Origin of the sequence: Metapseudomonas resinovorans DSM 21078 (assembly GCF_000423545.1) — a bacterium.
GTDB lineage: Bacteria > Pseudomonadota > Gammaproteobacteria > Pseudomonadales > Pseudomonadaceae > Metapseudomonas > Metapseudomonas resinovorans.
Genome location: NZ_AUIE01000045.1, coordinates 1 through 23,090, shown reverse-complemented (window position 1 = coordinate 23,090; position 23,090 = coordinate 1). Strand labels below are relative to the sequence as shown.

At 64.8% G+C, this 23,090-nt stretch carries 28 protein-coding genes and 2 pseudogenes; 15 read left to right on the top strand and 15 right to left on the bottom strand.

Annotated features, from left to right (window positions below):
* Nucleotides 1–469 precede the first annotated feature (469 nt).
* From G559_RS0122775 to G559_RS30520, 5 genes and pseudogenes are all read right to left on the bottom strand, one after another.
* Complete coding sequence (locus G559_RS0122775) at nt 470–1,381, bottom strand: SDR family oxidoreductase (protein ID WP_028630454.1); 912 nt, start codon at nt 1,379–1,381, stop codon at nt 470–472.
* Nucleotides 1,382–1,485: 104 nt separating this feature from the next.
* The gene (locus tag G559_RS0122770; RefSeq protein WP_028630453.1) at nt 1,486–1,737 is read right to left on the bottom strand and encodes a hypothetical protein; all 252 of its coding nucleotides are present in this window, start codon (nt 1,735–1,737) and stop codon (nt 1,486–1,488) included.
* Nucleotides 1,738–1,857: 120 nt separating this feature from the next.
* On the bottom strand, nt 1,858–2,682 hold the full coding sequence (locus tag G559_RS0122765; protein ID WP_051246865.1) for an alpha/beta fold hydrolase: 825 nt from the start codon (nt 2,680–2,682) through the stop codon (nt 1,858–1,860).
* Nucleotides 2,683–2,732: 50 nt separating this feature from the next.
* The gene (locus G559_RS0122760) at nt 2,733–3,515 is read right to left on the bottom strand and encodes a class II aldolase/adducin family protein (RefSeq protein WP_028630451.1); all 783 of its coding nucleotides are present in this window, start codon (nt 3,513–3,515) and stop codon (nt 2,733–2,735) included.
* Between the two features lie 94 nt (nt 3,516–3,609).
* Nucleotides 3,610–3,717, bottom strand: a pseudogene (locus tag G559_RS30520) (LrgB family protein); the annotation flags it as partial.
* 5 nt (nt 3,718–3,722) lie between these two features.
* On the opposite strand from G559_RS30520, the pseudogene G559_RS30515 reads away from it, so the two are divergent.
* Nucleotides 3,723–3,833, top strand: a pseudogene (locus G559_RS30515) (LysR family transcriptional regulator); the annotation flags it as partial.
* Between the two features lie 89 nt (nt 3,834–3,922).
* On the opposite strand, the gene G559_RS0122750 reads toward G559_RS30515, so the two are convergent.
* Nucleotides 3,923–4,381, bottom strand: coding sequence for a cupin domain-containing protein (locus tag G559_RS0122750; RefSeq protein ID WP_028630450.1), 459 nt, complete (start codon nt 4,379–4,381; stop codon nt 3,923–3,925).
* Nucleotides 4,381–4,830, bottom strand: coding sequence for a flavodoxin (locus tag G559_RS0122745; protein WP_028630449.1), 450 nt, complete (start codon nt 4,828–4,830; stop codon nt 4,381–4,383). The genes G559_RS0122750 and G559_RS0122745 overlap by 1 nt, the downstream gene beginning before the upstream one ends.
* A 103-nt stretch (nt 4,831–4,933) precedes the next feature.
* Between G559_RS0122745 and G559_RS0122740 the strand changes: the two genes are divergently transcribed.
* Nucleotides 4,934–5,380, top strand: coding sequence for a PAS sensor domain-containing protein (locus tag G559_RS0122740; protein ID WP_028630448.1), 447 nt, complete (start codon nt 4,934–4,936; stop codon nt 5,378–5,380).
* 230 nt (nt 5,381–5,610) lie between these two features.
* Here G559_RS0122740 and G559_RS0122735 read toward each other — a convergent pair whose 3' ends face one another.
* Nucleotides 5,611–6,558 carry a MerR family transcriptional regulator gene (locus G559_RS0122735; RefSeq protein ID WP_028630447.1) on the bottom strand — a complete coding sequence of 316 codons (948 nt, stop codon included), beginning with the start codon at nt 6,556–6,558 and terminating at the stop codon, nt 5,611–5,613.
* A gap of 234 nt (nt 6,559–6,792) precedes the next feature.
* Between G559_RS0122735 and G559_RS0122730 the strand changes: the two genes are divergently transcribed.
* From G559_RS0122730 to G559_RS0122700, 7 genes are all read left to right on the top strand, one after another.
* The gene (locus G559_RS0122730) at nt 6,793–7,362 is read left to right on the top strand and encodes an antibiotic biosynthesis monooxygenase (protein WP_028630446.1); all 570 of its coding nucleotides are present in this window, start codon (nt 6,793–6,795) and stop codon (nt 7,360–7,362) included.
* 80 nt (nt 7,363–7,442) lie between these two features.
* Nucleotides 7,443–8,153 (top strand): dihydromonapterin reductase, encoded by a 711-nt coding sequence (folM, locus tag G559_RS0122725; protein WP_028630445.1) that lies wholly within the window; start codon nt 7,443–7,445, stop codon nt 8,151–8,153.
* A gap of 20 nt (nt 8,154–8,173) precedes the next feature.
* Nucleotides 8,174–8,734, top strand: a complete 561-nt coding sequence (gene folE / locus G559_RS0122720) for a GTP cyclohydrolase I FolE (RefSeq protein ID WP_028630444.1) — start codon at nt 8,174–8,176, stop codon at nt 8,732–8,734.
* Nucleotides 8,735–8,737: 3 nt separating this feature from the next.
* On the top strand, nt 8,738–9,109 hold the full coding sequence (folX, locus tag G559_RS0122715; RefSeq protein ID WP_028630443.1) for a dihydroneopterin triphosphate 2'-epimerase: 372 nt from the start codon (nt 8,738–8,740) through the stop codon (nt 9,107–9,109).
* A gap of 87 nt (nt 9,110–9,196) precedes the next feature.
* Nucleotides 9,197–9,490, top strand: coding sequence for a DUF1244 domain-containing protein (locus G559_RS0122710; protein ID WP_028630442.1), 294 nt, complete (start codon nt 9,197–9,199; stop codon nt 9,488–9,490).
* Nucleotides 9,487–9,828 (top strand): HopJ type III effector protein, encoded by a 342-nt coding sequence (locus G559_RS0122705; RefSeq protein ID WP_028630441.1) that lies wholly within the window; start codon nt 9,487–9,489, stop codon nt 9,826–9,828. Before G559_RS0122710 ends, G559_RS0122705 begins: the two co-directional genes overlap by 4 nt.
* A gap of 197 nt (nt 9,829–10,025) precedes the next feature.
* A complete protein-coding gene (locus G559_RS0122700; RefSeq protein WP_028630440.1) occupies nt 10,026–10,613 on the top strand; it encodes a putative glycolipid-binding domain-containing protein in 588 nt (195 codons plus the stop codon).
* Nucleotides 10,614–10,983: 370 nt separating this feature from the next.
* Here the strand turns inward: G559_RS0122700 and trxB are convergent, their stop codons facing one another.
* Nucleotides 10,984–11,931, bottom strand: a complete 948-nt coding sequence (trxB, locus tag G559_RS0122695; protein ID WP_028630439.1) for a thioredoxin-disulfide reductase — start codon at nt 11,929–11,931, stop codon at nt 10,984–10,986.
* 287 nt (nt 11,932–12,218) lie between these two features.
* Between trxB and cysZ the strand changes: the two genes are divergently transcribed.
* Nucleotides 12,219–12,986 carry a sulfate transporter CysZ gene (cysZ, locus tag G559_RS0122690; RefSeq protein WP_028630438.1) on the top strand — a complete coding sequence of 256 codons (768 nt, stop codon included), beginning with the start codon at nt 12,219–12,221 and terminating at the stop codon, nt 12,984–12,986.
* A gap of 63 nt (nt 12,987–13,049) precedes the next feature.
* Here cysZ and G559_RS29240 read toward each other — a convergent pair whose 3' ends face one another.
* Nucleotides 13,050–13,568: a hypothetical protein gene (locus G559_RS29240; RefSeq protein WP_051246862.1), complete on the bottom strand. Its 519-nt coding sequence runs from the start codon at nt 13,566–13,568 to the stop codon at nt 13,050–13,052.
* A 193-nt stretch (nt 13,569–13,761) separates the two neighbouring features.
* Here G559_RS29240 and G559_RS0122680 point away from each other — a divergent pair, with 193 nt between their 5' ends.
* On the top strand, nt 13,762–14,973 hold the full coding sequence (locus G559_RS0122680) for a glycosyltransferase family 4 protein (RefSeq protein WP_028630437.1): 1,212 nt from the start codon (nt 13,762–13,764) through the stop codon (nt 14,971–14,973).
* 155 nt (nt 14,974–15,128) lie between these two features.
* Here G559_RS0122680 and G559_RS0122675 read toward each other — a convergent pair whose 3' ends face one another.
* From G559_RS0122675 to G559_RS0122655, 5 genes are all read right to left on the bottom strand, one after another.
* Nucleotides 15,129–16,088, bottom strand: a complete 960-nt coding sequence (locus G559_RS0122675; RefSeq protein ID WP_028630436.1) for a DegV family protein — start codon at nt 16,086–16,088, stop codon at nt 15,129–15,131.
* A gap of 143 nt (nt 16,089–16,231) precedes the next feature.
* On the bottom strand, nt 16,232–17,341 hold the full coding sequence (locus tag G559_RS0122670) for an NADH:flavin oxidoreductase (RefSeq protein WP_028630435.1): 1,110 nt from the start codon (nt 17,339–17,341) through the stop codon (nt 16,232–16,234).
* Nucleotides 17,342–17,398: 57 nt separating this feature from the next.
* Nucleotides 17,399–17,989 (bottom strand): TetR/AcrR family transcriptional regulator, encoded by a 591-nt coding sequence (locus tag G559_RS0122665; RefSeq protein ID WP_028630434.1) that lies wholly within the window; start codon nt 17,987–17,989, stop codon nt 17,399–17,401.
* A gap of 141 nt (nt 17,990–18,130) precedes the next feature.
* Nucleotides 18,131–18,613, bottom strand: coding sequence for a glutathione peroxidase (locus G559_RS0122660; RefSeq protein ID WP_028630433.1), 483 nt, complete (start codon nt 18,611–18,613; stop codon nt 18,131–18,133).
* Between the two features lie 126 nt (nt 18,614–18,739).
* Nucleotides 18,740–19,225: an FKBP-type peptidyl-prolyl cis-trans isomerase gene (locus tag G559_RS0122655; protein WP_028630432.1), complete on the bottom strand. Its 486-nt coding sequence runs from the start codon at nt 19,223–19,225 to the stop codon at nt 18,740–18,742.
* Here G559_RS0122655 and G559_RS0122650 point away from each other — a divergent pair.
* From G559_RS0122650 to G559_RS29235, 4 genes are all read left to right on the top strand, one after another.
* Complete coding sequence (locus G559_RS0122650; RefSeq protein ID WP_081668144.1) at nt 19,194–19,520, top strand: DUF3565 domain-containing protein; 327 nt, start codon at nt 19,194–19,196, stop codon at nt 19,518–19,520. The two genes, G559_RS0122655 and G559_RS0122650, sit on opposite strands and share 32 nt — an antisense overlap.
* Nucleotides 19,520–20,686, top strand: a complete 1,167-nt coding sequence (locus tag G559_RS0122645) for an acetate/propionate family kinase (RefSeq protein ID WP_028630430.1) — start codon at nt 19,520–19,522, stop codon at nt 20,684–20,686. The genes G559_RS0122650 and G559_RS0122645 overlap by 1 nt, the downstream gene beginning before the upstream one ends.
* Before the next feature lie 22 nt (nt 20,687–20,708).
* Entirely contained in the window at nt 20,709–22,745 is a 2,037-nt protein-coding gene (gene pta, locus G559_RS0122640; RefSeq protein WP_028630429.1) for a phosphate acetyltransferase, read from the top strand.
* A gap of 103 nt (nt 22,746–22,848) precedes the next feature.
* The coding region (locus G559_RS29235; protein WP_036997736.1) for a hypothetical protein at nt 22,849–23,090 on the top strand (242 nt) is incomplete at its 3' end.

Below are 23,090 nucleotides of genomic sequence, written 5' to 3'. Positions count from 1 at the left end.
GAGCTGCCAGCGGGTGCGACACTGAAAGCCGTGCCCTGACACCACCACTCAGCCAGCGAGCCGCGACGAAAGAGTGACGCAGTCAACACGCCCGTAATTCGCCCGGGTCATCAGCGCGATGACCGATCTTGTAGAAAGGGTGTGGTGCAAAGGGGTATGCCTGAGCGCAACGCGCAAGCAGGATCGTGTTGGTCCTCGTGACCAGCGGATAGAAGGTGGTGAGACGCCAGGTCTCACGAGCAGCATGCCCCGCTGCCTTGATGCGTACCCCGAGTCATGAATCGGAGGAACAGGCCTTGACACCGAGATCTTCATAGAAGGGGTGAATTCATTCACCCCTACAGGATTTTTGCTCTCACCACGTTGCATGACCAATGAAAAAGGCCGGCAACAATGCCGGCCTTCAACATAGTGCTTCCCGAGACGGATGATCAGCCCACTGGCGGAACTGCCCCGGTGAACGGCGCGATCAGAGGGCGTACTTCTGCAGGTTGGCCATCATCTCGCGCAGCGCTTCAACGTTGTCCGCCGGATGGGCGGCATCGGTGAAGTCGCAGATGCGCTGCCAGTTGGCCGCAACGTCTTCGGCATCGAAGCCCGCCTTGGGGTCGAAGCCGAAGCCCAGGCTGCGCTCCCAGCGCACCTTGCCGATCCAGCCGCCACCCACTTCGAACAGGCCGGAAGTGTCCTGGCACTGTTCGCTGCCAAGGAACACCACCAGCGGGCTCACCAGCTCGGGCTTGAGCTGCTCGAACACCTGCGGCGGGATCAGGCCTTCGGTCATGCGGGTACCGCCGGTGGGGGCGATGGCGTTGACCAGGATGTTGTTCTTGCGGCCTTCGATGGCCAGGTTACGGGTCAGGCCGTAGAGACCAAGCTTGGCCATGCCGTAGTTGGACTGGCCGAAGTTGCCGTAGATGCCGGAGGTGGACGAGGTGAAGATGACGCGGCCGTAGTTCTGCTCGCGCATATGCGGCCAGGCGGCGCGGGTGACCTTGTAGGCGCCTTCGACGTGGACCTTGTAGACCAGGTCCCAGTCGGCGTCGTCCATCTTGTGGAAGGTCTTGTCGCGCAGGATGCCGGCGTTGTTCACCACCACGTCGATACGGCCGAAGTGGTCGAGGGCGGTCTGCACGATCTTGTCGCCGTCGGTCACCGAATCATGGCTGGCAACAGCGGTACCACCGGCTTCGCGGATTTCCGCTACCACGCGGTCGGCCGCCGAGGCGTTGGCGCCTTCGCCGTGGGTGCTGCCTCCCAGGTCGTTGACCACCACCCTGGCGCCATGACGGGCGAATTGCAGTGCGTGGGCGCGGCCAATGCCACCGCCGGCACCGGTGACGATTACGACTTTGTCTTCGAAGCGGATTGCATCGCTCATGGGCTGGGCTCCTTGGCAGGCCTGGGTATCCGCCGAGTCTCCGGCAGCCGCCCCGGCCCCACAAGAATCGGAACCGCCATGAATGGTGCCCGATAAGGGCGGCGTTACTTGATGGGAAGGAACAGGCTGCCACGCGGGCGCAGCTTGAACAGCCACCAGTGGTAGCTGTGGCAGAGCAATGCGAGCAATGCAGCGGCCATCAGGCAACCGATCGAAGCCAGCCAGCTCCACAGGCCGGGCTCGCGCAGCACGGCATAGCCGATCAGGCTGAGACCGGCGATGAACAGCAGGGCCGCAGTGGCCGGCCCCAGAGTACGAATGATCGGATAGAGGAACACCAGAAAGCGGAACAGCATGGTCAGGCCTCGAGGGTGCCGGGCAACGCCTGCCCGGCCAATGGGTGAGGCCGGAGATGCTAGTGCCACGCCTCCAGCGACTGGAGGCGGACACGTCCTAATAGGTTGTGGGAAATGCCGCTATCTATCTCGATCATGAAAGGCCAGGTAGTGCTCCAGCACCTGATCCGGCGCCTCGGTCTGTGGGTAGTGGCCGATGCCTTCGAGCAGCACGGTGTCGGCATTCGGGATCAGTTCGCGGTAGCGCGCCACCATGTGCGCCCCGGAAATCGGGTCCACTGCGCCGTCGATCACCCGCAACGGCACCCCACCCTTCTGCATCGCTGCCACCCAACGGTCACGCTGCTGGCGACGTTCGGGGATGTAATGGATCAGGCGGTGCATCACGGACGGCCCATCGCTTTCGGCGATCAAGCGCCAGAAGTCATCCAGCTCCCGTTCGCTGGGCTGGGTGTTCGGGCCGAACACCTGGGCGAAGCTGGCAGCCAGCTTGCGCCGCGAGAACAGCCGACCGACCAGGCTACCGACGGGACTGAGCAGCAGTTTCTGCACCAGCACCGGCCGGTGGGTTTCCGGGAACAGGCCGCCATTGAGGAAGACGCAGCTGGCCAGGTTGAAACGCCCTTCGTGGTGCCGCGCCAGCAGCTCCTGGGCGACGCTGTCGCCATAGTCGTGGGCCAGCACATGCACCGGGCCATCCACCCCCAGGTGCGCCAGCAGCGCCTGCTTCAGGTCGGCCTGCTCCAGCAGCCGGTAGTCATGCCCACGCGGTTTTGCGGAGTAGCCGAAACCCAGCAGGTCGCAGGCGATGACGCGGAAGCGCCGCGCCAGGGGTTCCCAGAGGTAGTGCCAGTCCCAGGACGCAGTGGGAAAGCCGTGGATCAACAGCAACGGTTCGCCCTCCCCCGCCGTCCAGTAGCGGATGCGCTGGCCACGGAAGTCCATGTCCTGTGCCTGGGCGCGCCAATCGCCCAGGGGAATGCCGGCCAGGCCGGTCACTGCGCGTAACCGGGGAACTGCTGGTCGAGTTTGCGCAGCAGCGCCGGCCAGGGCAGCGCGCCGCCCATGCCCGAGGAGCTTCTCATCACACCGGCGAGCATCGCCTTGGCGCCGTCGAGGATCTGCTGCGGGATGTGGATAAGTTCGCCGCCACCGGACTGGGCCATCACCTGGATCTCGCAGGCGCGCTGCATCGTGAACATGCCGAGGAAAGCATCGGCGATGCTGCCGAAGGCGGTGAGCAGGCCATGGTTGGGCAGGATCATGAAGTTGGCCTGACCGAGGTCGGCCTGCAGGCGGGCTTTCTCGTCATGGTTCAGCGCGACGCCCTCGTAGCCGTGGTAGGCCAGGCTGGAAAGCACGAACAGCGACTGCTGGGACAGCGGCAGCAAGCCCTGCTTCTGCGCCGAGACAGCAATGCCGGCGGGGGTGTGGATATGCAACACGCAGCCCACGTCCGGGCGCACCTCATGCACGGCGCTGTGGATGGTGTAGCCGGCCGGATTGATGTCGTAGGGGCCATCCATCAGCTTGTTGCCGGCCAGGTCGATCTTCACCAGGCTGGAGGCGGTGATCTCGTGGAACATCAGCCCATAGGGGTTGATCAGGAAGTCCTCGGTGCCGGGGACCTTGGCGGAGATGTGGGTGAAGATCAGGTCGTCCCAGCCGTACAGGGCGATCAGGCGGTAGCAGGCGGCCAGGTCGACACGGGTCTGCCATTCGGCGGCGGACACCTTGTCCTTGAGGTTGAGCGACGGGAGGACGTGAGCGGCGGTCATGGCGAAACCTCGTTGTTGTTATCTGTGCGAGGAGTCTAGCCATGGGCTGCCGCGGCGATAGTCGCCTTGGCAGCCAGCTTAATGGCCTTGCGGGTCAGATCAGGGCAACCACCAGCGGCGCGGCAAAAAGATTGAGCAGGCCCATCAGGACCATCACCAGACCGGCCACCGTGTCCTCTTCACGCCCCACCTCCTGGGCCTGGTGCCCCTGACCTGCGCTGGGACATCGCCTTCGTCTGGCGCAAGGGCGCCTACCTGTCACGGGCAGCGCAGGCGTGGCTCGAATTGCGAGAGTATTCGCCGCTGAACGTTTCGTAGGGGCGAATGAATTCGCTCACAAGCGGGGTTCAGCCAAGGGTGGACCTCGCTTCACCGGTCCACCATTCGAGGCCCGGCATAGCCCCCGGTCAGAGCAACGCAGGATCCAGCAACGGCCAGTCCCGCTGCGCCTCGGGGTCGTCGGCCAGCAGACGGAAGCCGGCGAATTCGAAACCCGGCGCCACATTGCACCCCACCAGGGTGTAAGCGCCCAGGGCACGGGCAGCTTGCCAGGCATGGGCCGGCACGGTGCGCTGGGGCAGGCTGCCGTCGGCCACCGGGCCGAGGATTTCACGGCGGACGTCTGCGGGCGATTCGGCGACCAGCAGTTCCAGCGGATCGCCTTCATAGAAGTGCCAGATCTCGTCGGCATCCACCCGATGCCAGCGGCTCACGCCCCCCTGCGGCAAGAGGAAGAAAATCCCCGACACAGCTGCACGACCGCCCGGCAGGCGGCTGGCCGACTCGAACACCCGGCGGTAGAAGCCGCCCTCCGGGTGAGGAGCCAGTTGCAGCTCGCGGATCAGGTATTCGGCACGCGGATGCATCAGGCTTTCAGCGCTGCAATGACGCTGTTCAGCCAGGGCTCGGCGTCCAGCTCCGGGGTAACGGTTTCGCTGGCGTCCAGGCGCTGCATCTCCACCACTTCGCGCAGGCCGAGTTCGGCATAGAGTTCGCGCATCATCTCGCCGCCGCCGCAGAACAGGTCATAGCTGGAATCGCCCAGGGCGAGGATGGCGCCAGCGCGGCCGCGCCAGTTGGGCAGGCGGTCGCGCAGCTCGGCGTACAGGGGCAGCAGGTTGTCCGGCAGTTCGCCCATGCCCGTGGTGGCGGTCACGGTGAGCAGCGCCTCGGGGTCGAAGGCGATCAGGTCGTCCAGGCTCACCCGCGGCAGGTAGTGGGCATCGAGGCCGGCGGCCTTGAGCAGCTTTTCTGCGTGACGGGCGACTTCTTCGGCGGTGCCGTAGACCGAGCCGGACAGGATGGCGACTTTCATGGGTACTCCGAGTCTGGGGCGAAATGCCGCGCATTATGCCGCAACTGGCAAGGACCGAAGGATGCCTTAGACTGCTTCCGGTCAGGTCGAGCGAGTCCGGGAAATGATCAACGCCAAGCTTCTGCAACTGGTAATAGACGCCTCCAACGACGGCATCGTGGTCGCCGAACAGGAGGGCGAAGACAATATCCTGATCTATGCCAATGCCGCCTTCGAGCGCCTTACCGGCTACTCCAGCGACGAAATCCTCTACCAGGACTGTCGCTTCCTCCAGGGCCAGGACCGCAACCAACTGGGCCTGGCCGCTATCCGCCAGGCGATCCGCAACGGCCAGCCGTGTCGGCAAATCCTGCGTAACTACCGCAAAGACGGCAGTCCCTTCTGGAACGAGCTGTCGATCACCCCGGTTCTGAACGAATCCGACCAACTCACCTATTTCATCGGCATTCAGAAGGACGTCACCGAACAGGTGGAAGCCCGTCAGCGAGTGCGTGAATTGGAAGCGGAGTTGGCCAGCCTCAAGGCCGAGCTGGCGGCCCTGAAAGGCTGAAAAAAACCGGTAGCCCAGGAAAGGTGAATGAATCGGCCACCGGTAGCGCAGACAAAATCTGTACAAAACAAATTTATGTACAAGTATTTGTATAGAATTTGATCAGCGCGCCAGCAAGGGTTGCTCGACTCTTCCTGCCGAACGGTCGCCTGAAGCGCAGCGCGCCGGGTAGCTACCCGGCACGCTGCCTTAGCCTCGATGAAGTCGGCGAAAGTCGGGCGAACGCAGCTTCAGGTATCCAGGTGACCGGAAAGGAACTGCCGCAGGCGCCGCTGCATCAGTCGTCCCTCGCTGCCGAGGCAGGCGACGGGCGTGCCGTCGAGTTCCTCGCTCATCAGGTCGGCGGTATCGCCGGCCAGGGCCAGGGGGCAGTCCAGGCCCCGAGCCAGCCGGTTGAGTTGCTGGCCAAGGTCATCGTCCGGCGGCTGGTTGGAGAACAGCACCATGGCCTGGGGCTGCAGCTTGCCGCAAACCATCTCCAGCTCGGCCAGCGGCTGGCCCAGGCCAAGTACGCTGATGGCCACCTCGCTGCTGCCAAGCAGCAGGCCGGCCACCAGCAGCTCCAGTTCACGCCCCTGCCCTGGCAACGGTGCGAGCAGCACGCGTTGCTGCTGGCCACTGCGGGCCAGTTGCAGACGCTGCAGGACCCGGGCGCGGAGAAAACTGTCGAAGAAGACCCACTCGCTGCCACGACCGAACTCATCCTGACGCAGCAACAGCGCCTGCCAGACCGGCATCAGCACATCGGCGAAGGCCACGTGCAGGGGATAGGTGGAGAACACCTGGCCGTAGACCCGCTCCAGCTCCGCCTCGTCCAGGGTGGACAGGGCCTTGTGCACCTGGGCGCGCCGCTCGCTCCACTCCCCTGCGGCCGCTTCGTGGTGGATCGACGCCACCGGCACCTTCGCCGCATGGCTGCGGGCCAGCAGCTTGCCCACCTTGCTCACCGAGACGCCGCGCTCGATCCAGGCGAGGATGCTGCGTACCGCCTCGACATCCGCCATTGAATACAGGCGGTGACCGCTGTCGGTGCGCGTCGGCTGGATCAGCCCGTAGCGCCGTTCCCAGGCCCGCAGGGTGACCGGGTTGACGCCTGTCAGGCGCGAAACCTCCCGAATCGGGAAGAGTTCTTCCTGTTTCAGGGCGCTGGATGCGTGGGATGCACCGGATTCGGTCATGGTGGGCATTCGTCAGGGGAAAGATTCACGCAGTTTAAACCTTGCGGCGGGGATTCCAATTGGCCACAGGCCACGGAAAGCACGCCACGACCCACCGGTCATCCTTCACGCTGGCACTTTGTTGAAAAAACGGAATAATCCTTGCCTCTTTTTTTGCGCAGCCCACAACCCCGGCGCTGCGTGATGTGCCACTGCCCTACCCGGGCGGGCAACCCGGTTGCAAGGAGATACACGATGTCTGCCGATCCCGTCACCCTGATGGTGGCCCGCCGCGTCGCCCGCGAGCGCTACCACGACTTCATGGCCTGGCTGCGCGAAGGCGAGCAACTGGCCGCCGACTTCCCCGGTTATCTCGGATCGGGCGTACTGGCGCCACCGCCGGATGACGACGAATTCCAGATGATCTTCCGCTTCACCGACGAGCCGACCATGGCCGCCTGGGAGCACTCTGCTTCGCGTCGCGCCTGGCTGGAACGGGGCACCGGCCTGTTCCAGCAACCCCACGAACATCGCGCCCTGGGCCTGGATGCCTGGTTCGGCAAGGCCGAACAGCGCCCGCCCCGCTGGAAGCAGAGCGTGGCCATCTGGCTGGCATTCTTCCCGGTATCCCTGGCCTTCAACCTGCTGTTCGAAGGCGCGCTGGGCGACTTGCCGCTGGCCGTGCGGATCCTGATCAGCACCCTGGCGCTGACGCCGCTCATGACCTATTGGTTCATCCCGCTCTCGACCCGCCTGCTGGCCCCCTGGCTGCAAGGCGGCCGCGCATCCCTGGCAAGCAATGGGGCTGCGGTGCAACCACGCTGAGCCGGCTCTTCCGAAAATTTGTACAAGCCCCACCCCTGGTATAACGTGGCCGGCCATAGTCCTCAGATTTCGAGGCGTCAATGAGCCGCCCCACCGCCCCCATCCTGATCACCGGCGCCAGCCAGCGCGTTGGCCTCTACTGCGCCGAGCGCCTGCTGGACGACGGCCAGCCGGTGATCATCAGTTACCGCACCGAACGTGACGGCGTCCGGCACCTGCGCCAACGCGGTGCCGTGACGCTGCAGGCGGACTTCTCCAGCGAAGCCGGCATCCTTGCCTTCATCGACTCGCTCAAAGCCTGCACCGACAGCCTGCGCGCCATCATCCACAACGCCTCGGACTGGCTCACGGAAGCGCCCGGCCAGGAGGCCGAGGCCTTCCAGCGGATGTTCAGCGTGCACATGCTGGCGCCCTACCTGATCAACCTGCAGTGCGAGGAACTGCTGCGCCGCAGCAGCCCGGCCGACATCATCCACCTCAGTGACGACGTGGCGCGCAAGGGCAGCGAAAAGCGTATCGCCTACTGCGCCAGCAAGGCCGGGCTGGACAACCTGACGCTGTCCTTCGCCGCGCGCTTCGCCCCGCACATCAAGGTCAACGGCATTGCTCCAGCTCTGGTGATGTTCAATGCCGATGACGATGACGCTTACCGCAAGAAGACCCTGGCCAAGTCGGCGCTAGGCATCGAGCCCGGCCCACAGGTGGTCTACCAGGGCCTGCGTTACCTCCTGGACAACTCCTACGTCACCGGAACGACCCTGACCCTGAACGGCGGCCGCCACCTCAAGTAGGCGCCACAAGGACTGCCACCATGAGCGATGATCTGAACCGGCACTACCGGGAAATCCTGCTGGGCCTGGGCGAAGACCCGGACCGTGAAGGCCTGCGCGACACGCCCAAGCGGGCGGCCAAGGCCATGCGCTACCTGTGTCACGGCTATGAACAGAGCCTGGACGAGATCGTCAACGGCGCCCTGTTCGCCTCGAACAACGACGAGATGGTGACGGTCAAGGACATCGAGCTCTATTCCCTCTGCGAACACCACCTGCTGCCCTTCATCGGCAAGGCCCATGTGGCGTACATTCCCACCGGCAAGGTGCTGGGGCTGTCGAAGATCGCGCGCATCGTCGACATGTTCGCGCGGCGGCTGCAGATCCAGGAGAACCTCACCCGCCAGATCGCCGAAGCGGTGCAGCGCGTGACCGGCGCCGCCGGGGTGGCGGTGGTGATCGAAGCCCAGCACATGTGCATGATGATGCGCGGCGTGGAAAAGCAGAACTCGGTGATGAGCACCTCGGTGATGCTCGGGGCTTTCAGGGAGTCCCAGAACACCCGCCACGAATTCCTGAAACTGATCGGACGGAGCAACTAGAGAATGCCGAGACTGGAGCCCGGAATGGCGCGAATCCGCGTCAAGGACCTGCGCCTGCGCACCTTCATCGGAATCAAGGAGGAGGAAATCCTCAACAAGCAGGATGTGCTGATCAATCTCACCATCCTCTACCCGGCTGCCGAGGCGGTGCGCGACAACGACATCGACCACGCGCTGAACTACCGCACCATTACCAAGGCGATCATCCGCCACGTCGAGGAAAACCGCTTCGCCTTGCTGGAGCGCCTTACCCAGGAAATCCTCGACCTGGTGATGGCCAACCCCAGCGTGCGCTATGCCGAAGTGGAAGTGGACAAGCCCCACGCGCTGCGCTTTGCAGAATCGGTTTCGATTACCCTTGCCGGCCACAGATAGGCCGGTGAGCAGCGCTGTTTACCGAGGCCACGGAGGGCTCTTATCATCCCCGCCCATTCCTCCCGAAAGCCCCAGGAGAATCCTGCCATGACCGAGCAAGAACGCCTCGAACTCGAAGCCGCCGCCTTCCGCCGTCTGGTGCAACACCTGCGTAGCCGCCCCGATGTACAGAACATCGACCTGATGAACCTCGCCGGTTTCTGCCGCAATTGCCTGTCCAAGTGGTACAAGGCCGCCGCCGACGATCTCGGCATGGACGTCACCCCGGACCAGGCGCGCGAAGAGATCTACGGCATGCCCTACGCCGACTGGAAAGCCAAGTACCAGAAAGAAGCCAGTGCCGAGCAGCAAGCGGCCTTCAACAAAGCGAACAAAGAATGAGCAATCTGAACGACTTCCGCGCCCGCCTGCACAGCGACCAGCACGTCTTCGCCGACACCCTGGCGTTCATCGCCGCCGGCTACGACTACCAGCAGAGCGCCTTTGCCAATGGCCCGGTGGAGAACGCCGCCGGCCAGAACGAAGGCTCCTGCAAGACCCTTGGCCTGGCCCTGCTGGAAGGCTTCAGCCTGGAAGAGACCCTGCTGGCCTTTGGCGAGCACTACCGCTCCGTGCTGGCCACCCCGGACGGCAGCGACCACGGCAATATCCGCGCCCTGATGAACACCGGTCTGGCGGGTGTGCGCTTCGAGCGCCAACCGCTGCAACGCAAGGCCTGATCCCTATCGACCGCCCCGTCCGGGGCGGTTTCTTACGCTTTGGCTTCCGATTTCTGTCGGTAATGACTGACAGATTTTTCCCAACCAAACGCGTATTTTTCTCATTTGTTATCGGTGGCAAACGGATACACCGAAGGATCGCGCGCTTTCCCGCAGGAGCGAACCCACCCCCCCTCTCCTCATCCCGGAGCGCATGGATGCAGCAAACCCTTGTCTGGAAACCCCTGACGACGCCCGGCGTGGAAAGCCTGCGCCTGTCCATGGATGAGCAGGGCATACATGCCAGCAGCCACCTGATCCAGAACCGCAATGGCCAGAGCATCGCCGCCACTTACGTGCTGGACAGCGACCCGCGCTGGCGCTTCCGCCATCTCTGGCTGAAGGTGGACTATCACGGACCACGCAGCCTGCGCCTGGACCGCGATATCCGCGGCCGCTGGCTGCTCAATGGCCAGCACCGTCGCGACCTCGACCCGTGCCAACTGGTGATGCTCGCCGGAACACCCTTCACCCATACCCCGGCACTGCAACGCTGCGGCCTGGAAACCGGCCAGAGCGAACAGTTGCAGGTCGCCTATATCGACCTGTCGAGCCTGCGGGTAGAAGCCCGTCAATTGCGCTACCACTGCCTGCGCCAGCACGCCCAGCAGAGCCTCTACCGCTGCGAGGCGGAAGGTCGCAAGGCAATCGAGCTGACCGTGGACAAACAGTCCCTGCTTCTGGAAGCGCAGGGGCTGTACCAGCGCATGAGCGCGCGGACACTGGAGCTGAATACCTGGGTTTGATCCGTAGCGCCCCTGCAAGGCTGACTCGGGTTAGGGCTACGCGCTTCTCTGTAGGGTCGAATTCATTCGCTATGTCTGCGTTAGCTGTTGCGAGAGATCTACCATCGGGCCAAGAGCCTTGTAGGAGCTGGCTTGCCAGCGAAACGGGGCCATTCGCTGGCAAGCCAGCTCCTACGGGCGATGCAGGTGCTTGCAACACGAAATGCAGACATAGCCAATTCATTCGCCAAGCAGGCCGAAGGGCTGCAACGCCGGGCCCCAAACGACCTGACGCGTCACTCTCCCCCGGCCCAATCCATCCTGAAACTCATCTGCAGCCTGACGCAAAAGAAAAGCCCCGCATTCGGGGCTTCTCTTCATCAGGTCAGGATTATTGCGCGTCGAGGTAACGCTCGACGTCCAGGGCGGCCATGCAACCGGCGCCAGCGGAGGTAATGGCCTGGCGGTATACATGGTCGGCCACGTCGCCGGCGGCGAACACGCCGGGGATGTTGGTGGCGGTGGCGTTGCCCTCACGACCGCCATTGACCACCAGGTAGCCGTCCTTGAGCGCCAGTTGGCCTTCGAACAGCGAAGTGTTCGGGGTGTGGCCGATGGCGACGAACAGGCCGTCCACCGTCAGCTCGTCAGTGCCGCCATCGTTGCGCTTCAGGCGCACGCCGGTGACGCCCATGTTGTCGCCCAGCACTTCGTCCACCTCGGCATTCAGCTTCAGCACGATCTTGCCTTCGGCGACGCGCGCCTTCAGCTTGTCCTGGAGGATTTTCTCGGCGCGGAAGGTCTCGCGGCGATGCACCAGGGTGACCTTGCTGGCGATGTTGGCCAGGTACAGCGCCTCTTCCACAGCCGTGTTGCCGCCACCGACCACCGCCACTTCGCGGTTGCGGTAGAAGAATCCGTCGCAGGTGGCGCAAGCGGACACGCCCTTGCCCATGAACGCTTGCTCCGAAGGCAGGCCCAGGTAACGGGCGCTGGCACCGGTGGCGATGATCAGCGCGTCGCAGGTGTAGGTGCCGCTGTCCCCTACCAGGGTGAAGGGCTTACCGGCCAGGTCCACGGCATTGATGTGGTCGAAAACGATCTCGGTCTCGAAACGCTCGGCGTGCTCCTGCATGCGCTGCATCAACGCCGGGCCGGTGAGGCCGTGAGGGTCGCCCGGCCAGTTGTCGACTTCGGTGGTGGTGGTCAGTTGGCCGCCCGCCTGCATGCCGGTGATCAACAGCGGCTTGAGGTTGGCACGGGCGGCGTAGACAGCCGCGGAGTAACCGGCAGGGCCGGAACCGAGGATGATGACCCGCGAATGACGTGCTTCGGACATGGCTGACTCCCGCCCTTCCGGGCATAAAAAGGGGCCACTGCTGCACTTGGGGAAGGCTTTTGATGCAGTGGCCCCGTTGAACCGGGTCTGACCGCTACCAACTGGCCAGGAATGGGCGCAAGGTTACTGGCCGCCTCTGGATAGCGGAAATACCCGCTCTCAATCCTGGCAATAGGCGGCGCCTATTGGCAAAACGGCCATCAAAATTGTTCCGAGCCTTTTCCAGGCTTTCCACGTCGCCAGCAAAGCCGCTAAGGTCGGCGCGTTTGCAACCTTGGGGGACCATCATGCCTGCACCCGCTCTATCCGGGCCGCAATACCTCGGCGAAGGACTGAAACTGGTTCTCAGCCCCGGACTGCGCCTGTTCGTCCTGCTGCCTCTGACCGTCAACCTGCTGCTGTTCACCGCCCTGATCGGCTTCGCAATGCAGGAGTTCAGCGGCTGGGTCGACGCCTTCATGCCCAGCCTTCCCGACTGGCTGAGCTTCCTTGAGTACCTGATCTGGCCACTCTTCGTGGTGCTGGTGCTGGTGCTGGTGTTCTTCTCCTTCACCATGCTGGCCAACATCATTGCCGCGCCGTTCAACGGTTTCCTCGCGGAGAAGGTGGAAGTGGTGGTGCGCGGCCAGGACGATTTCCCGGCCTTCAGCTGGGCCGAGTTGATGGCGATGATCCCGCGTACCCTGGGCCGCGAGCTGCGCAAGCTGGCCTATTTCCTGCCACGCGCCGGCGTACTGCTGATCCTTTCCTTCGTCCCCGGCGTCAACCTGCTGGCCGCGCCGCTGTGGATCGTCTTCGGTATCTGGATGATGGCGGTGCAGTACATCGACTACCCGGCGGACAACCACAAGCTGGGCTGGAACGAGATGCTCGCCTGGCTGCGCGAGAAGCGCTGGCAGAGCCTGGGGTTCGGCGGCATCACCTACCTGGCGTTGATGATTCCCTTCGTCAACATCCTGATGATGCCCGCCGCCGTGGCCGGCGCCACCCTGTTCTGGGTGCGCGAGCAAGGTGACCTGGCGCTGCAGAAACAGGCCGGTCAGGTGGTGCGCTGATTCGCTGAACTGCATCTGCGGCAGGCCCCGGTCAGACCGGGGCTTGTCGCATCAGGACGGTAATCACGCCTGGGTGCGGATGGTCGGATTTTCCCGCTGCAGCTTCTCCTCCTCCTCTTCCTTGGCCTGCATCTCCATGCGCTGCTGGAAGCGCTCGGCGATCTCCTTCTCGACGGCCTCTCGCTGTTCCGGCGGCATGGCGTCGAGCTCCTCCTGGGTCAGTCCCATCTCCGCAAGGATCGCATCGCGCATCTTCTCGGCAGGCGACTTGTCCATGTATTCCTGGAACTTCTCCACCGCAGTCTGGCCGCCCAACTCCAGATCGGCCGGTAGATCCTTGTTGCTCATTTCCAGCTTCCCAGCCGAGTTCTGCAGCTCTACCCGCATTCGGGCAAAGCCCTCCTCGGTTGCCTGCCAGGCCCTGTAGTCACGCTCCGAGCCGGGGGACGTCGTACGTCGAGGCTCTTCCTTCGTGTTGATCGCGAAGGGATCCTCACTCTCCTTCGCAGATTTACCGTTGCGGAATCCAAGGCCTGACAGGGCGCTGCCCGCCCCTAGCCCGCTGATCGAGTTGATTGCCACCTGTGCTGCTCCTGTAAGGGAATCCGCGGCTTGGTACTCAAGTACCATGCCATGTTCACCCTTCGCTCCAAGGCCTTGAAAACAAAGGCTTCGCGGACTTTCCTGAGCGGAGCGACCACACCCTGGTGCGGCAAGGTCTTGCCGCCTGCGGCCGGCAGTCACATAGGCGTCATACGGCTGTCATACGAGCTACATGGCCCTTGCCGACACTGGCTCCATGACCATAGCGCCCCTGTACATCTCGCTGATCAGCGAAACCTTCCTGCCCGAAGTCAACGGCGTGGCCAATACCCTTGGCCGCCTCTGCGACGGCTTGCGCGCCGCCGGCCACCGGCTGCAACTGGTGCGTCCGCGCCAGTCCTGCGACAACGGCCGCAGGAGTGACGACGACCTGATGCTGATCCGTGGCTGGCCGCTGCCGGGCTACCCCGGCCTGCAATGGGGCCAGTCCTGCCTGCACAAGCTGTTGCGCCGCTGGCGCCAGCGCAAGCCGGATGTGCTGTACATCGCCACGGAAGGCCCGCTGGGATTCTCCGCCCTGCGTGCCGCCCGGCGCCTGGGTATCCCGGTGGTGAGCGGCTTCCACACCAACTTCCAGCAGTACACCGGCCACTATGGCGCGGGCCTGCTGACCCGGTTGCTGACCAATTACCTGCGCTGGTTCCACAACGCCACGCGGCTGACCCTGGTGCCCAGCGTGAGCCAGTTGCAGGACCTGACCCGGCGCGGCTTCGAACGCCTGCAACTGCTCTCCCGCGGGGTCGATGGCCAGTTGTTCAATCCCGCTCGCCGCTGCCCCGACTTGCGTGCGCAGTGGGGCCTGGGCGAGCAGGACATCGCGGTGATCCACGTCGGCCGGCTCGCCGTCGAGAAAAACCTCGGCCTGCTCGGCGAGACCTTCCAGCGCTTGCAGCAACGTTATCCACAGCGACGACTGAAGCTGGTGGTGGTCGGTGACGGTCCGCAGCGGCTGCCGCTGCAGCGCGCCCTGCCGGACGCCCTGTTCTGTGGTGTGCAGCGAGGCGAGGAATTGGCCCGGCACTACGCCTCGGGGGATCTGTTCCTGTTCCCCAGCCTGTCGGAAACCTTTGGCAACGTGGTGCTCGAAGCCCTGGCCTCTGGTCTGGCGGTGGTGGCCTTCGACCAGGCCGCCGCAGCCCAGCATATCCGCCACGGCCACAATGGCGCCCTGGCCCTGCCCGATGAGCCGAACAGCTTCATCGAGGCCGCCACCTGGCTGCTGGAAGATCCGGAATGCCTGCGCCGGGTGCGCCTCAACGCACGCATGCACGCCGGCCGCCAGGGCTGGGAAGCCATCGTCCAGCAGTTCGAGCAGTACCTGCTGCATGCCCGCCGCCCCGAAGTGCAGGCCCCGGTCGGCGGTAGCCTGCCACCACACGCCTAGGTTTCGTACGAAAAGGCGTCGAGCGAAGGTCAGGCAAGGCGGAATCGGCCGAAGAAGCGCAGTTTACGTGCTGTAAATGAGCATTCTGATCGGACTCGCGCTCGAGGCCGATTTCAACGCAGCATCACCGAGCGCAGGCACTTTTCGTACAGAGCCTAGGAAAACGCGACGGCGGGCGCCGCAAAGGCCAGGCTCAGGGCACCACGCCCCAGGTTGATCGCCCCTGTGGGGCTGAGCATCGCCAGATGCAGGGTCACGCCACTTTCCGCACAGGCCGCTTCCAGCTCAGCGAAGCCGGGCAGGTCACGTACCAGTGACAGCTCCCCGGCATAACTGATGCACACCTGCGGCGCCAGCAACTCACCCGCCAACACCCGGCTTCGTGCATGGGCCAGCAGCTTTTCCGCCGCCTTGTCGAAGTTCGGTGCCAGCGACACGGGCTTGTCCTCACCTTGCTGCACGCTGATCACTGGCTTCACGTCCAGCAATGAACCCAACCCCAGTGCCGCCCCCCGCAGGCGGTCGAGCAGGCCGCTGCGCTCGCCCTTCTGGAATCCGCGCTGGCGCAGATGACCGAGGTCATCGGGCAGGAGGAAGGTGCAGATCCGACCGGATAACTGCTCCAGCCGCGTACGCACGGCATTGGGGTGGGCGCCGTCGCCGATCAGCCGCACCGCCTCGGCGGCCAGCACCGCGGTACCGGCGAAGATGTTGCCGCCATCCACCACCCGCATCGCGAAGTGCCCACTCACCCCGGCCGCCGCACGGCGGTCCCGGTAGCGCTGGAGCAAGCCGAAGGAGGCCTGGGTGGCGTGCTCGAAGATCGGACTGCGCTGCGCGGAAATGGTCAGGCAGAGCACATGGTCGAATCGGGTGACCAGTTCCTCCAGGAACCACTCCTGCATTTCCGTCACCTGCAGCGGCTCGCTGCGATCAGCCGGGCCGACCTTCGGCAGCAGTTCGCTGTAGAACGCCTGGGTGGCCAGGGGAACGCGGCGATCGACCAGTGAGTGTTCACCCATCCGGATACGGATGGGCAGCACCGGGATGCGGTGCTTGAGGAGGAAGTCCTGGGGCAGGTCACAGGTGGCGTCCACTACCAGGCCAATGCGCATGGGTTGCTCCTTCGGCCGGTGTGCCGGCGCTTGTTGTGATGCGCGCACAGTGACCGCAGGAGGTGGTGGTGTCAGCCCAACTGAATGAGGGTTTGGTGGGGCGGGTGAAAAAGAAGCCCCGCGAGCGGGGCTTCTTCAACAACTTACACCAGGCTCGTCAGCGCATCCCGACTGAACGGGAGGATGTCCTGCATCCGCCCTTCGCGCACTTTCACGGCCCAGTCCGGGTCCACCAGCAGGGCGCGGCCCACGGCGACCAGGTCGAACTCTTCCTTGTTCAGGCGTTCCAGCAGGCCTTCGATATTGGCCGGTTGGGCGACCTTGTCGGTCTTGACCATGAACTGCAGGAACTCGCCATCCAGGCCGACGCTGCCGACGGTGATGGTGGGCTTGCCGGTGAGCTGGCGGGTCCAGCCGGCGAGGTTGAGCTCGGAACCTTCGAACTCCGGCTCCCAGAAGCGGCGGGTGGAGCAGTGGAAGATATCCACACCGGCATCGGCCAGCGGCTTGAGGAATTCACCCAGGGCTTCGGAGGTCTGCACCAGACGCGCGGTGTAGTCCTGCTGCTTCCACTGGGAGAAGCGGAAGATGATCGGGAAGTCCGGGCCGACGGCGGCCCGGATGGCCTGGATCACTTCGATGGCGAAGCGCGAGCGGTTGGCCAGGCTGCCGCCGTACTCGTCGGTGCGCTGGTTGCTGCCTTCCCAGAAGAACTGGTCGATCAGGTAGCCGTGGGCGCCGTGGATTTCCACGCCGTCCATGCCGATGGACTGGGCATCACGAGCGGCCTGGGCATAGGCGGCAACCACTTCCTGGATGTCGTCCCTGGTCATGCCATGGATCACCACCTGGCCGTCCTTCACCTTCTCCGTCGGGCCGTAGCCGGGAACGCTGGCGTCCGGCTCGGTGCCCAGGCGACGCACGTTGCCCACGTGCCAGAGCTGCGGAACGATGCGGCCGCCTTCGGCGTGTACTGCGTCGACCACCTCTTTCCAGCCGGCCAGGGCGTCTTCACCGAAGAAGCGCGGCACATGGGGATAGCCGTTGGAGGCCTTGTGACCGATGGTGGTGCCCTCGGTGATGATCAGACCGACGCCGGCAGCTGCACGGCGGCGGTAGTACTCCACCACCTTGGCGTTGGGCACACCGCCCGGGGAGAAGGAGCGGGTCATGGGCGCCATCACCACGCGGGTGGGCAGTTCCAGGCCGCCAAGGCGGAAGGGTTCGAACAGGGCTTTAACGGGAGCGGTCATGGGTTCTCCTGTGGCCGGCCATATGACCGGTCGTCTCGGTTTCAAGGCTTTGGGAAATCAGGCCCGGAGCAGCAGCTCCAGGCGGTCGACGAATGCGGTCATGGGTGCGGTGCCGCCCCCCACTTTCAAGCGTGTCAGCACGCCCTGCCAGGCGTTGGCGATGAAGGCCGCGAGGTTGGCGCAGTCTTCATCGGCGCGCAGCTCTCCGGCGGCCACGGCTTCTTCCAGGCACGCCTGGAGGATGTCCACCGAGCCCTGCAGAATGCTTTCCACCTGCTCGCCGATAGCGGGCGACAGCTCGGCCATTTCGAAGCCGAGGCTACCGATGAAGCAGTGGTACTCCGGCTTTTCGCGGGTGGAGAAATGCGCCAGCAGTTCGCGGTAGTAGCCGAGGATGCGCTGGCACGGGCTCAGCGCCGGATTGCCCAGAACCTGCGCATAGCGCTCCAGGCGCGGCAGGTAGAGGTACTCCAGGGCCTGCACGGCGAAATCTTCCTTGCTGGCGAAGTAGTGATAGAAGGAGCCCTTGGGGATGCCCGCGGCCTGGACGATCTCCTGCACGCCGGTGCCGTGGTAGCCACGGCGGGTCATCACCTGGGAGCCCTTGGCGAGGATGAGGTCGCGTTTGTCGAGTCGGATACTGGTCATGGCGGCGAGCATATGACCGGTCGTCTCGCCCCGCCCAGCACTATTGATTAGCGTGATTGGCGATTACAGGAAGGGAATGGTTGGAGCTGGAAACGCGGGGCGAGTCCTTTCGCCCCGGTCGTCATGAGTGGGGAAGGTGTATCAGGCCAGGGCCTTTTCGACTGACTGGATCAACGCGGGGTCATCCGGGGCGGTGCGCGGCGAGAAACGCGCCAGTACGCGACCATCCTTGCCGACGAGGAATTTCTCGAAGTTCCAGGTGATCTCGCCGGGGAACTCGGCGCCCTCGCCCGCCAACAGGCGGTACAGGGGATGGCGAGCCGAACCGTTGACCTCGATCTTGCTGCCCAGGGGGAAGGTCACGCCGTAGTTCAGGCTGCAGAACTCGCGGATCTCTTCCTCGCTGCCCGGCTCCTGCCCGGCGAACTGGTTACACGGCAGGCCCAGCACGGTGAAGCCCTTGTCGCGGTATTGCTGGTAGAGCTTTTCCAGCCCGGCGTATTGCGGGGTCAGGCCGCACTTGGAGGCGACATTCACCACCAGCACCACCTGGCCCTTGTAGGGCGCCAACGGCAGATCCTGACCGTCGAGCGCACGCAGATTGAGGTCGTGGAAGGCACTCATGACTGACTCCTCGAAAATCTCAGGGATTCCACAGCGGACAAAAAAGGCGCCCCGGGGCGCCTTTTCGGTTTTCTCAGCTTAGCAGCCGATTCGCGATTTGCCGGCTCGGCAGTCGCGGACGACCGGTCAGTGGTGGTGACCGCCTTCGCCGTGAATGTGGCCGTGAGCGACTTCTTCGTCGCTGGCTTCACGCACGGTAACGACCTTGACCTTGAAGTTCAGGCGCTGGCCGGCCAGCGGGTGGTTGCCGTCGACGGTGACGTCGTCGCCGTCGATGTCGCGGATGGTGACGATCTGCATGCTGCCGTCCGGGCCGGAGGCGTGGAACTGCATGCCGACTTCCAACTGGTCAACGCCTTCGAACATCGCGCGATCCAGGGTGGCGACCAGCTCTGCGCTGTACTCGCCGTAGGCATCTTCCGGCTCGATGGCAACGTTCAGCTCGTCGCCAGCCTGTTTGCCTTCCAGAGCACGCTCCAGGCCAATGATGATATTGCCGGCGCCGTGCAGGTATACCAGCGGAGCGCCGCCGGCGGAGCTGTCGATCACCTCACCGGCGTCGTTGGTCAGGGTATAGTCGATGGACACAGCCTTGTTGGCGGCGATCAGCATGGTGCGAGACCTTCTGCAAATGAATGATGAAAGCGCAAGTTTAACCGCGCGGCCTGTCGATTGCGACCCGAACGCTGACGGGCGGCCCCGCCTGGTCGGCTACAGGCAAGACGAAGACGGTCACTGGGTCGCCGTGCTTTCCTGCGGCCATACTCAACACTTGAGGCACCAGCCGCCCTGGCAGTCCCGCGCGTGGGTACTCGATCCCGCTCAGCGCGCCGCCCAGTTGGGCCGCCTCTTCCCCTGCGGCTGGTGTGCCCAGGGATTGGCCGTCGAATCCTCCGAGGAAACCTGATGCCCGCACGCAACATCCTGGTGATCCACGCTCGCAAGACTTCCCTGCGCTTCGCCCTGGTCAACGAAGCCCACAGCCAGTTCATTCTCCACGGCATGGCCGACGGACTCGGCAGCCGCAACGCCGAACTGCGCTGGCAACGTGGCGGCGACAAGGACAGCCTGATGATCCCGAACGCCGACCACCGCTCGGCGCTGTCCCAACTGATGCCCATCGTCCAGGGCGCCGCTGGCAGCAAGCTGCACGGCGTCGGCCACCACGTCCTGCATGGCGGCGAACTGTTCAGCTCGGCCTGCCGCGTGGACGCCCAGGTGATCCGCCGCCTGCAAGCCCTGGTCCCGCTGGCGCCGCAGCAGATGCCGGCCAGTCTGGTGGGCATCGACGCCGCCATGCATCTGTTGCCGAACCTGCCCCACGTGGCGGTGTTCGACACGGCCTTCCACCAGAGCATGCCCGAGCACGTCTACCGCCTTGCCCTGCCGGACGCCGTCTACCGCGACCACGGCCTGCGCCGTTTTGCCTTCCACGGCAACAGCCACCGCTACGTCAGCCGCCGCGCCGCCGAACTGGCCGGGCTTTCCCTCGGTGACAGCTGCTGGCTCTCCGCCCATCTGGGCGCGCACAGCTCCGCCTGCGCCATCGTCAACGGCCAGAGCCGCGACGCCAGCATGAACCTGGTGATGGCCACCCGTAGCGGCGACATCGACCCGCATCTCTACACCCAACTGCACCGCAGCCTCGGCTGGAGCCTGGAGAAGATCGACCAGGTGCTTCGCCAGGAAAGCGGCTTGCTCGGCCTCTCGGAACTGGCCAGCGACATGCGCAGCCTGGAGCAGGCCCGCGATCAGGGTCACGCCGGCGCCACCCTCGCCATCGAAGTGTTCTGCTACCGACTGGCCCGAACCCTGGCCGCCGTTGGTTGTGCCCTGCCGCAGCTGGACGGGCTGATCTTCACCGGCGAGATCGGCGAGAATTCACCCCTTGTGCGCAGCCGTACGGTGGATCACCTGAAGCTGCTCAACCTGGCCATCGACAGCGAAGCCAACGCCCGCTGCGTGCGCGGCGTCGCCGGCCCCATCCACAGGCGTGGCCATCCGCGCGTGCTGGTAGTGCCTACCAACGAAGAGCGCCAGATCGCCCTCGATACCCTGGCCCTGCTCGCCTGAATCGCCTTTGCCAAGGAGTCCCATGCACTGTTTCTTCATCGCCCCGACCGGTTTCGGTGTCGGTCTCACCTCCACCAGCCTGGGCCTGGTGCGCGCCCTGGAACTGGCCGGCCTGCAGGTCGGTTTCCTCAAGCCTGTGGCCCAGCCCCACCCCGGCGACCTTGGCCCGGAACGCTCCACCGCGCTGGTGGCCCGCACACATGGCCTGAAGCCGCCCACGCCACTGGCGCAATCCCAGGTGGAGCGCATGCTCGCCGACGGCCAGCTGGACGAGCTGCTGGAAGAGATTACCGGCCTGTTCCACCAGGCGGCCCAAGGCAAGGACGTGGTGATCGTCGAAGGCATGGTGCCGACCCGCCATGCCAGCTACGCCGCGCGCATCAACTTCCATCTGGCCAAGAGCCTGGATGCCGACGTCATCCTGGTGTCAGCACCGGAAGACGAGAGCCTCTCCGAGCTGTCCGACCGCCTGGAAATCCAGGCGCAGCAGTTCGGCGGCCCGCGCGACCCGAAGGTCCTCGGGGTGATCCTCAACAAAGTGCGCGACGACGACTTCTCTCGCCGTCTCAAGGAGCAATCACCGCTACTTCGCGGCGACGACTTCCGCCTGCTCGGCAGCGTGCCCTGGCTGGAAGAACTGAACGCCCCGCGTACCCGTGACGTCGCCGACCTGCTGCAAGCCCAGGTCATCAACGCCGGGGACTACGACCAGCGCCGGGTGCAGAAGATCGTGGTCTGCGCACGCACCGTGCCCAATACCGTGCAGCAGCTCAAGCCGGGCGTACTGGTAGTGACCCCGGGCGACCGCGACGACATCATCCTCGCCGCCAGCCTGGCCTCCATGAACGGCGTGCCGCTGGCCGGCCTGCTGCTCTCCAGCGATATCCAGCCCGACCCTCGCACCCTGGAGCTCTGCCGTGGCGCGCTGCAGGGCGGCCTGCCGGTGCTGGGCGTGGCCACCGGCACCTACGACACCGCCACCAACCTGAACCGGATGAACAAGGAAATCCCGGTGGACGACCGCGAGCGCGCGGAGAAGGTCACCGAGTTCGTCGCCCGCAACCTCGACCTCGACTGGCTGCGCAGCCGCTGCGGTGCGCCAAGCGCGACCCAGCGCCTGTCGCCGCCGGCCTTCCGCCACCGGCTGATCCAGCAGGCCCAGCTCGCCGGCAAACGTATCGTCCTGCCCGAAGGCAGCGAGCCGCGCACGGTACAGGCAGCCGCCGCGTGCCAGGCCCGAGGAATCGCCCACTGCGTGCTGCTGGCCAAGCCGGAGGATGTGCACGCCGTGGCCCGCGCCCAAGGCATCGAACTGCCCGAGGGGCTGGAAATCCTCGATCCGGATCGGGTCCGCGAGCGCTACGTCCAGCCCATGGTGGAGCTGCGCCAGAGCAAGAGCCTGAACGCGCCCATGGCCACCGCCCAACTGGAAGACAACGTCGTACTCGGCACCATGATGCTGGCCCTGGACGAAGTGGACGGACTGGTCTCCGGCGCCATCCACCCCGCCGCCAACACCATTCGCCCGGCCCTGCAGCTGATCAAGTCGGCACCCGGCTACCGCATCGCCTCGTCCGTCTACCTGATGCTGCTGCCGGAGCAGGTGGTGGTCTATGGCGACTGCGCGGTGAATCCCGATCCCGATGCCAGCGATCTGGCGGAAATCGCCCTGCAAAGTGCGGACTCGGCCGAGGCCCTGGGCATAGTCCCGAGGGTGGCGATGGTCTGCGACTCGGCCGATGAAGCGGAATTGGCGAAAGTCCGCGAAGCCGCCCGCCTGGCCCGTGCCGCGCGCCCCGAGCTGACCATCGAGGGCCCCCTGCCCTACTCCGCCGCCACGCGTGATGGCCGCACCACCGTGTTCGTCTTCCCCGACCTGGCCACTGGCGATGCCGCCTACAAGGACGCACAGCAGGGTCACCCTGTGGTCAGCGGCGGCCTGATGCTGCAAGGGTTGCGCAAGCCGGTAAACGACCTGCCCCGCAACGTCCTGGTAGACGACATCATCCACACCATCGCCCTGACGGCGATCCAGGCGGCGTGCGGCAGCGAAGCGTAGCTGTGACGGCTGCTGCGTTTGCTTGTAGATCCTATGCAAAGGCCGCCCGCACGCCGATTCTTAATCCGGGGGATAGAAGGTTTGGCCCAGAGGAGGAATCGACATGCGAACGGCCTACGTTGAACAGCATAGTGCGAATGAACCGGTCCTGGCAGTGGCGCTGGAGTTGGCCAAGGCCAGTTGGAAAGTGGCGCTGAGCGATGCCCGGCGCAACCCCCGGCTGAAGACAGTCGACGCACCGCAGCCCCTGGCGCGCCTGGAGCAGGTGGTGCAAACGATCGCGGAGACGCGCGCGCTCTGGGCGTTGCCGGCGTCCGCCAGAGTGGTCGTGGTGTATGAAGCGGG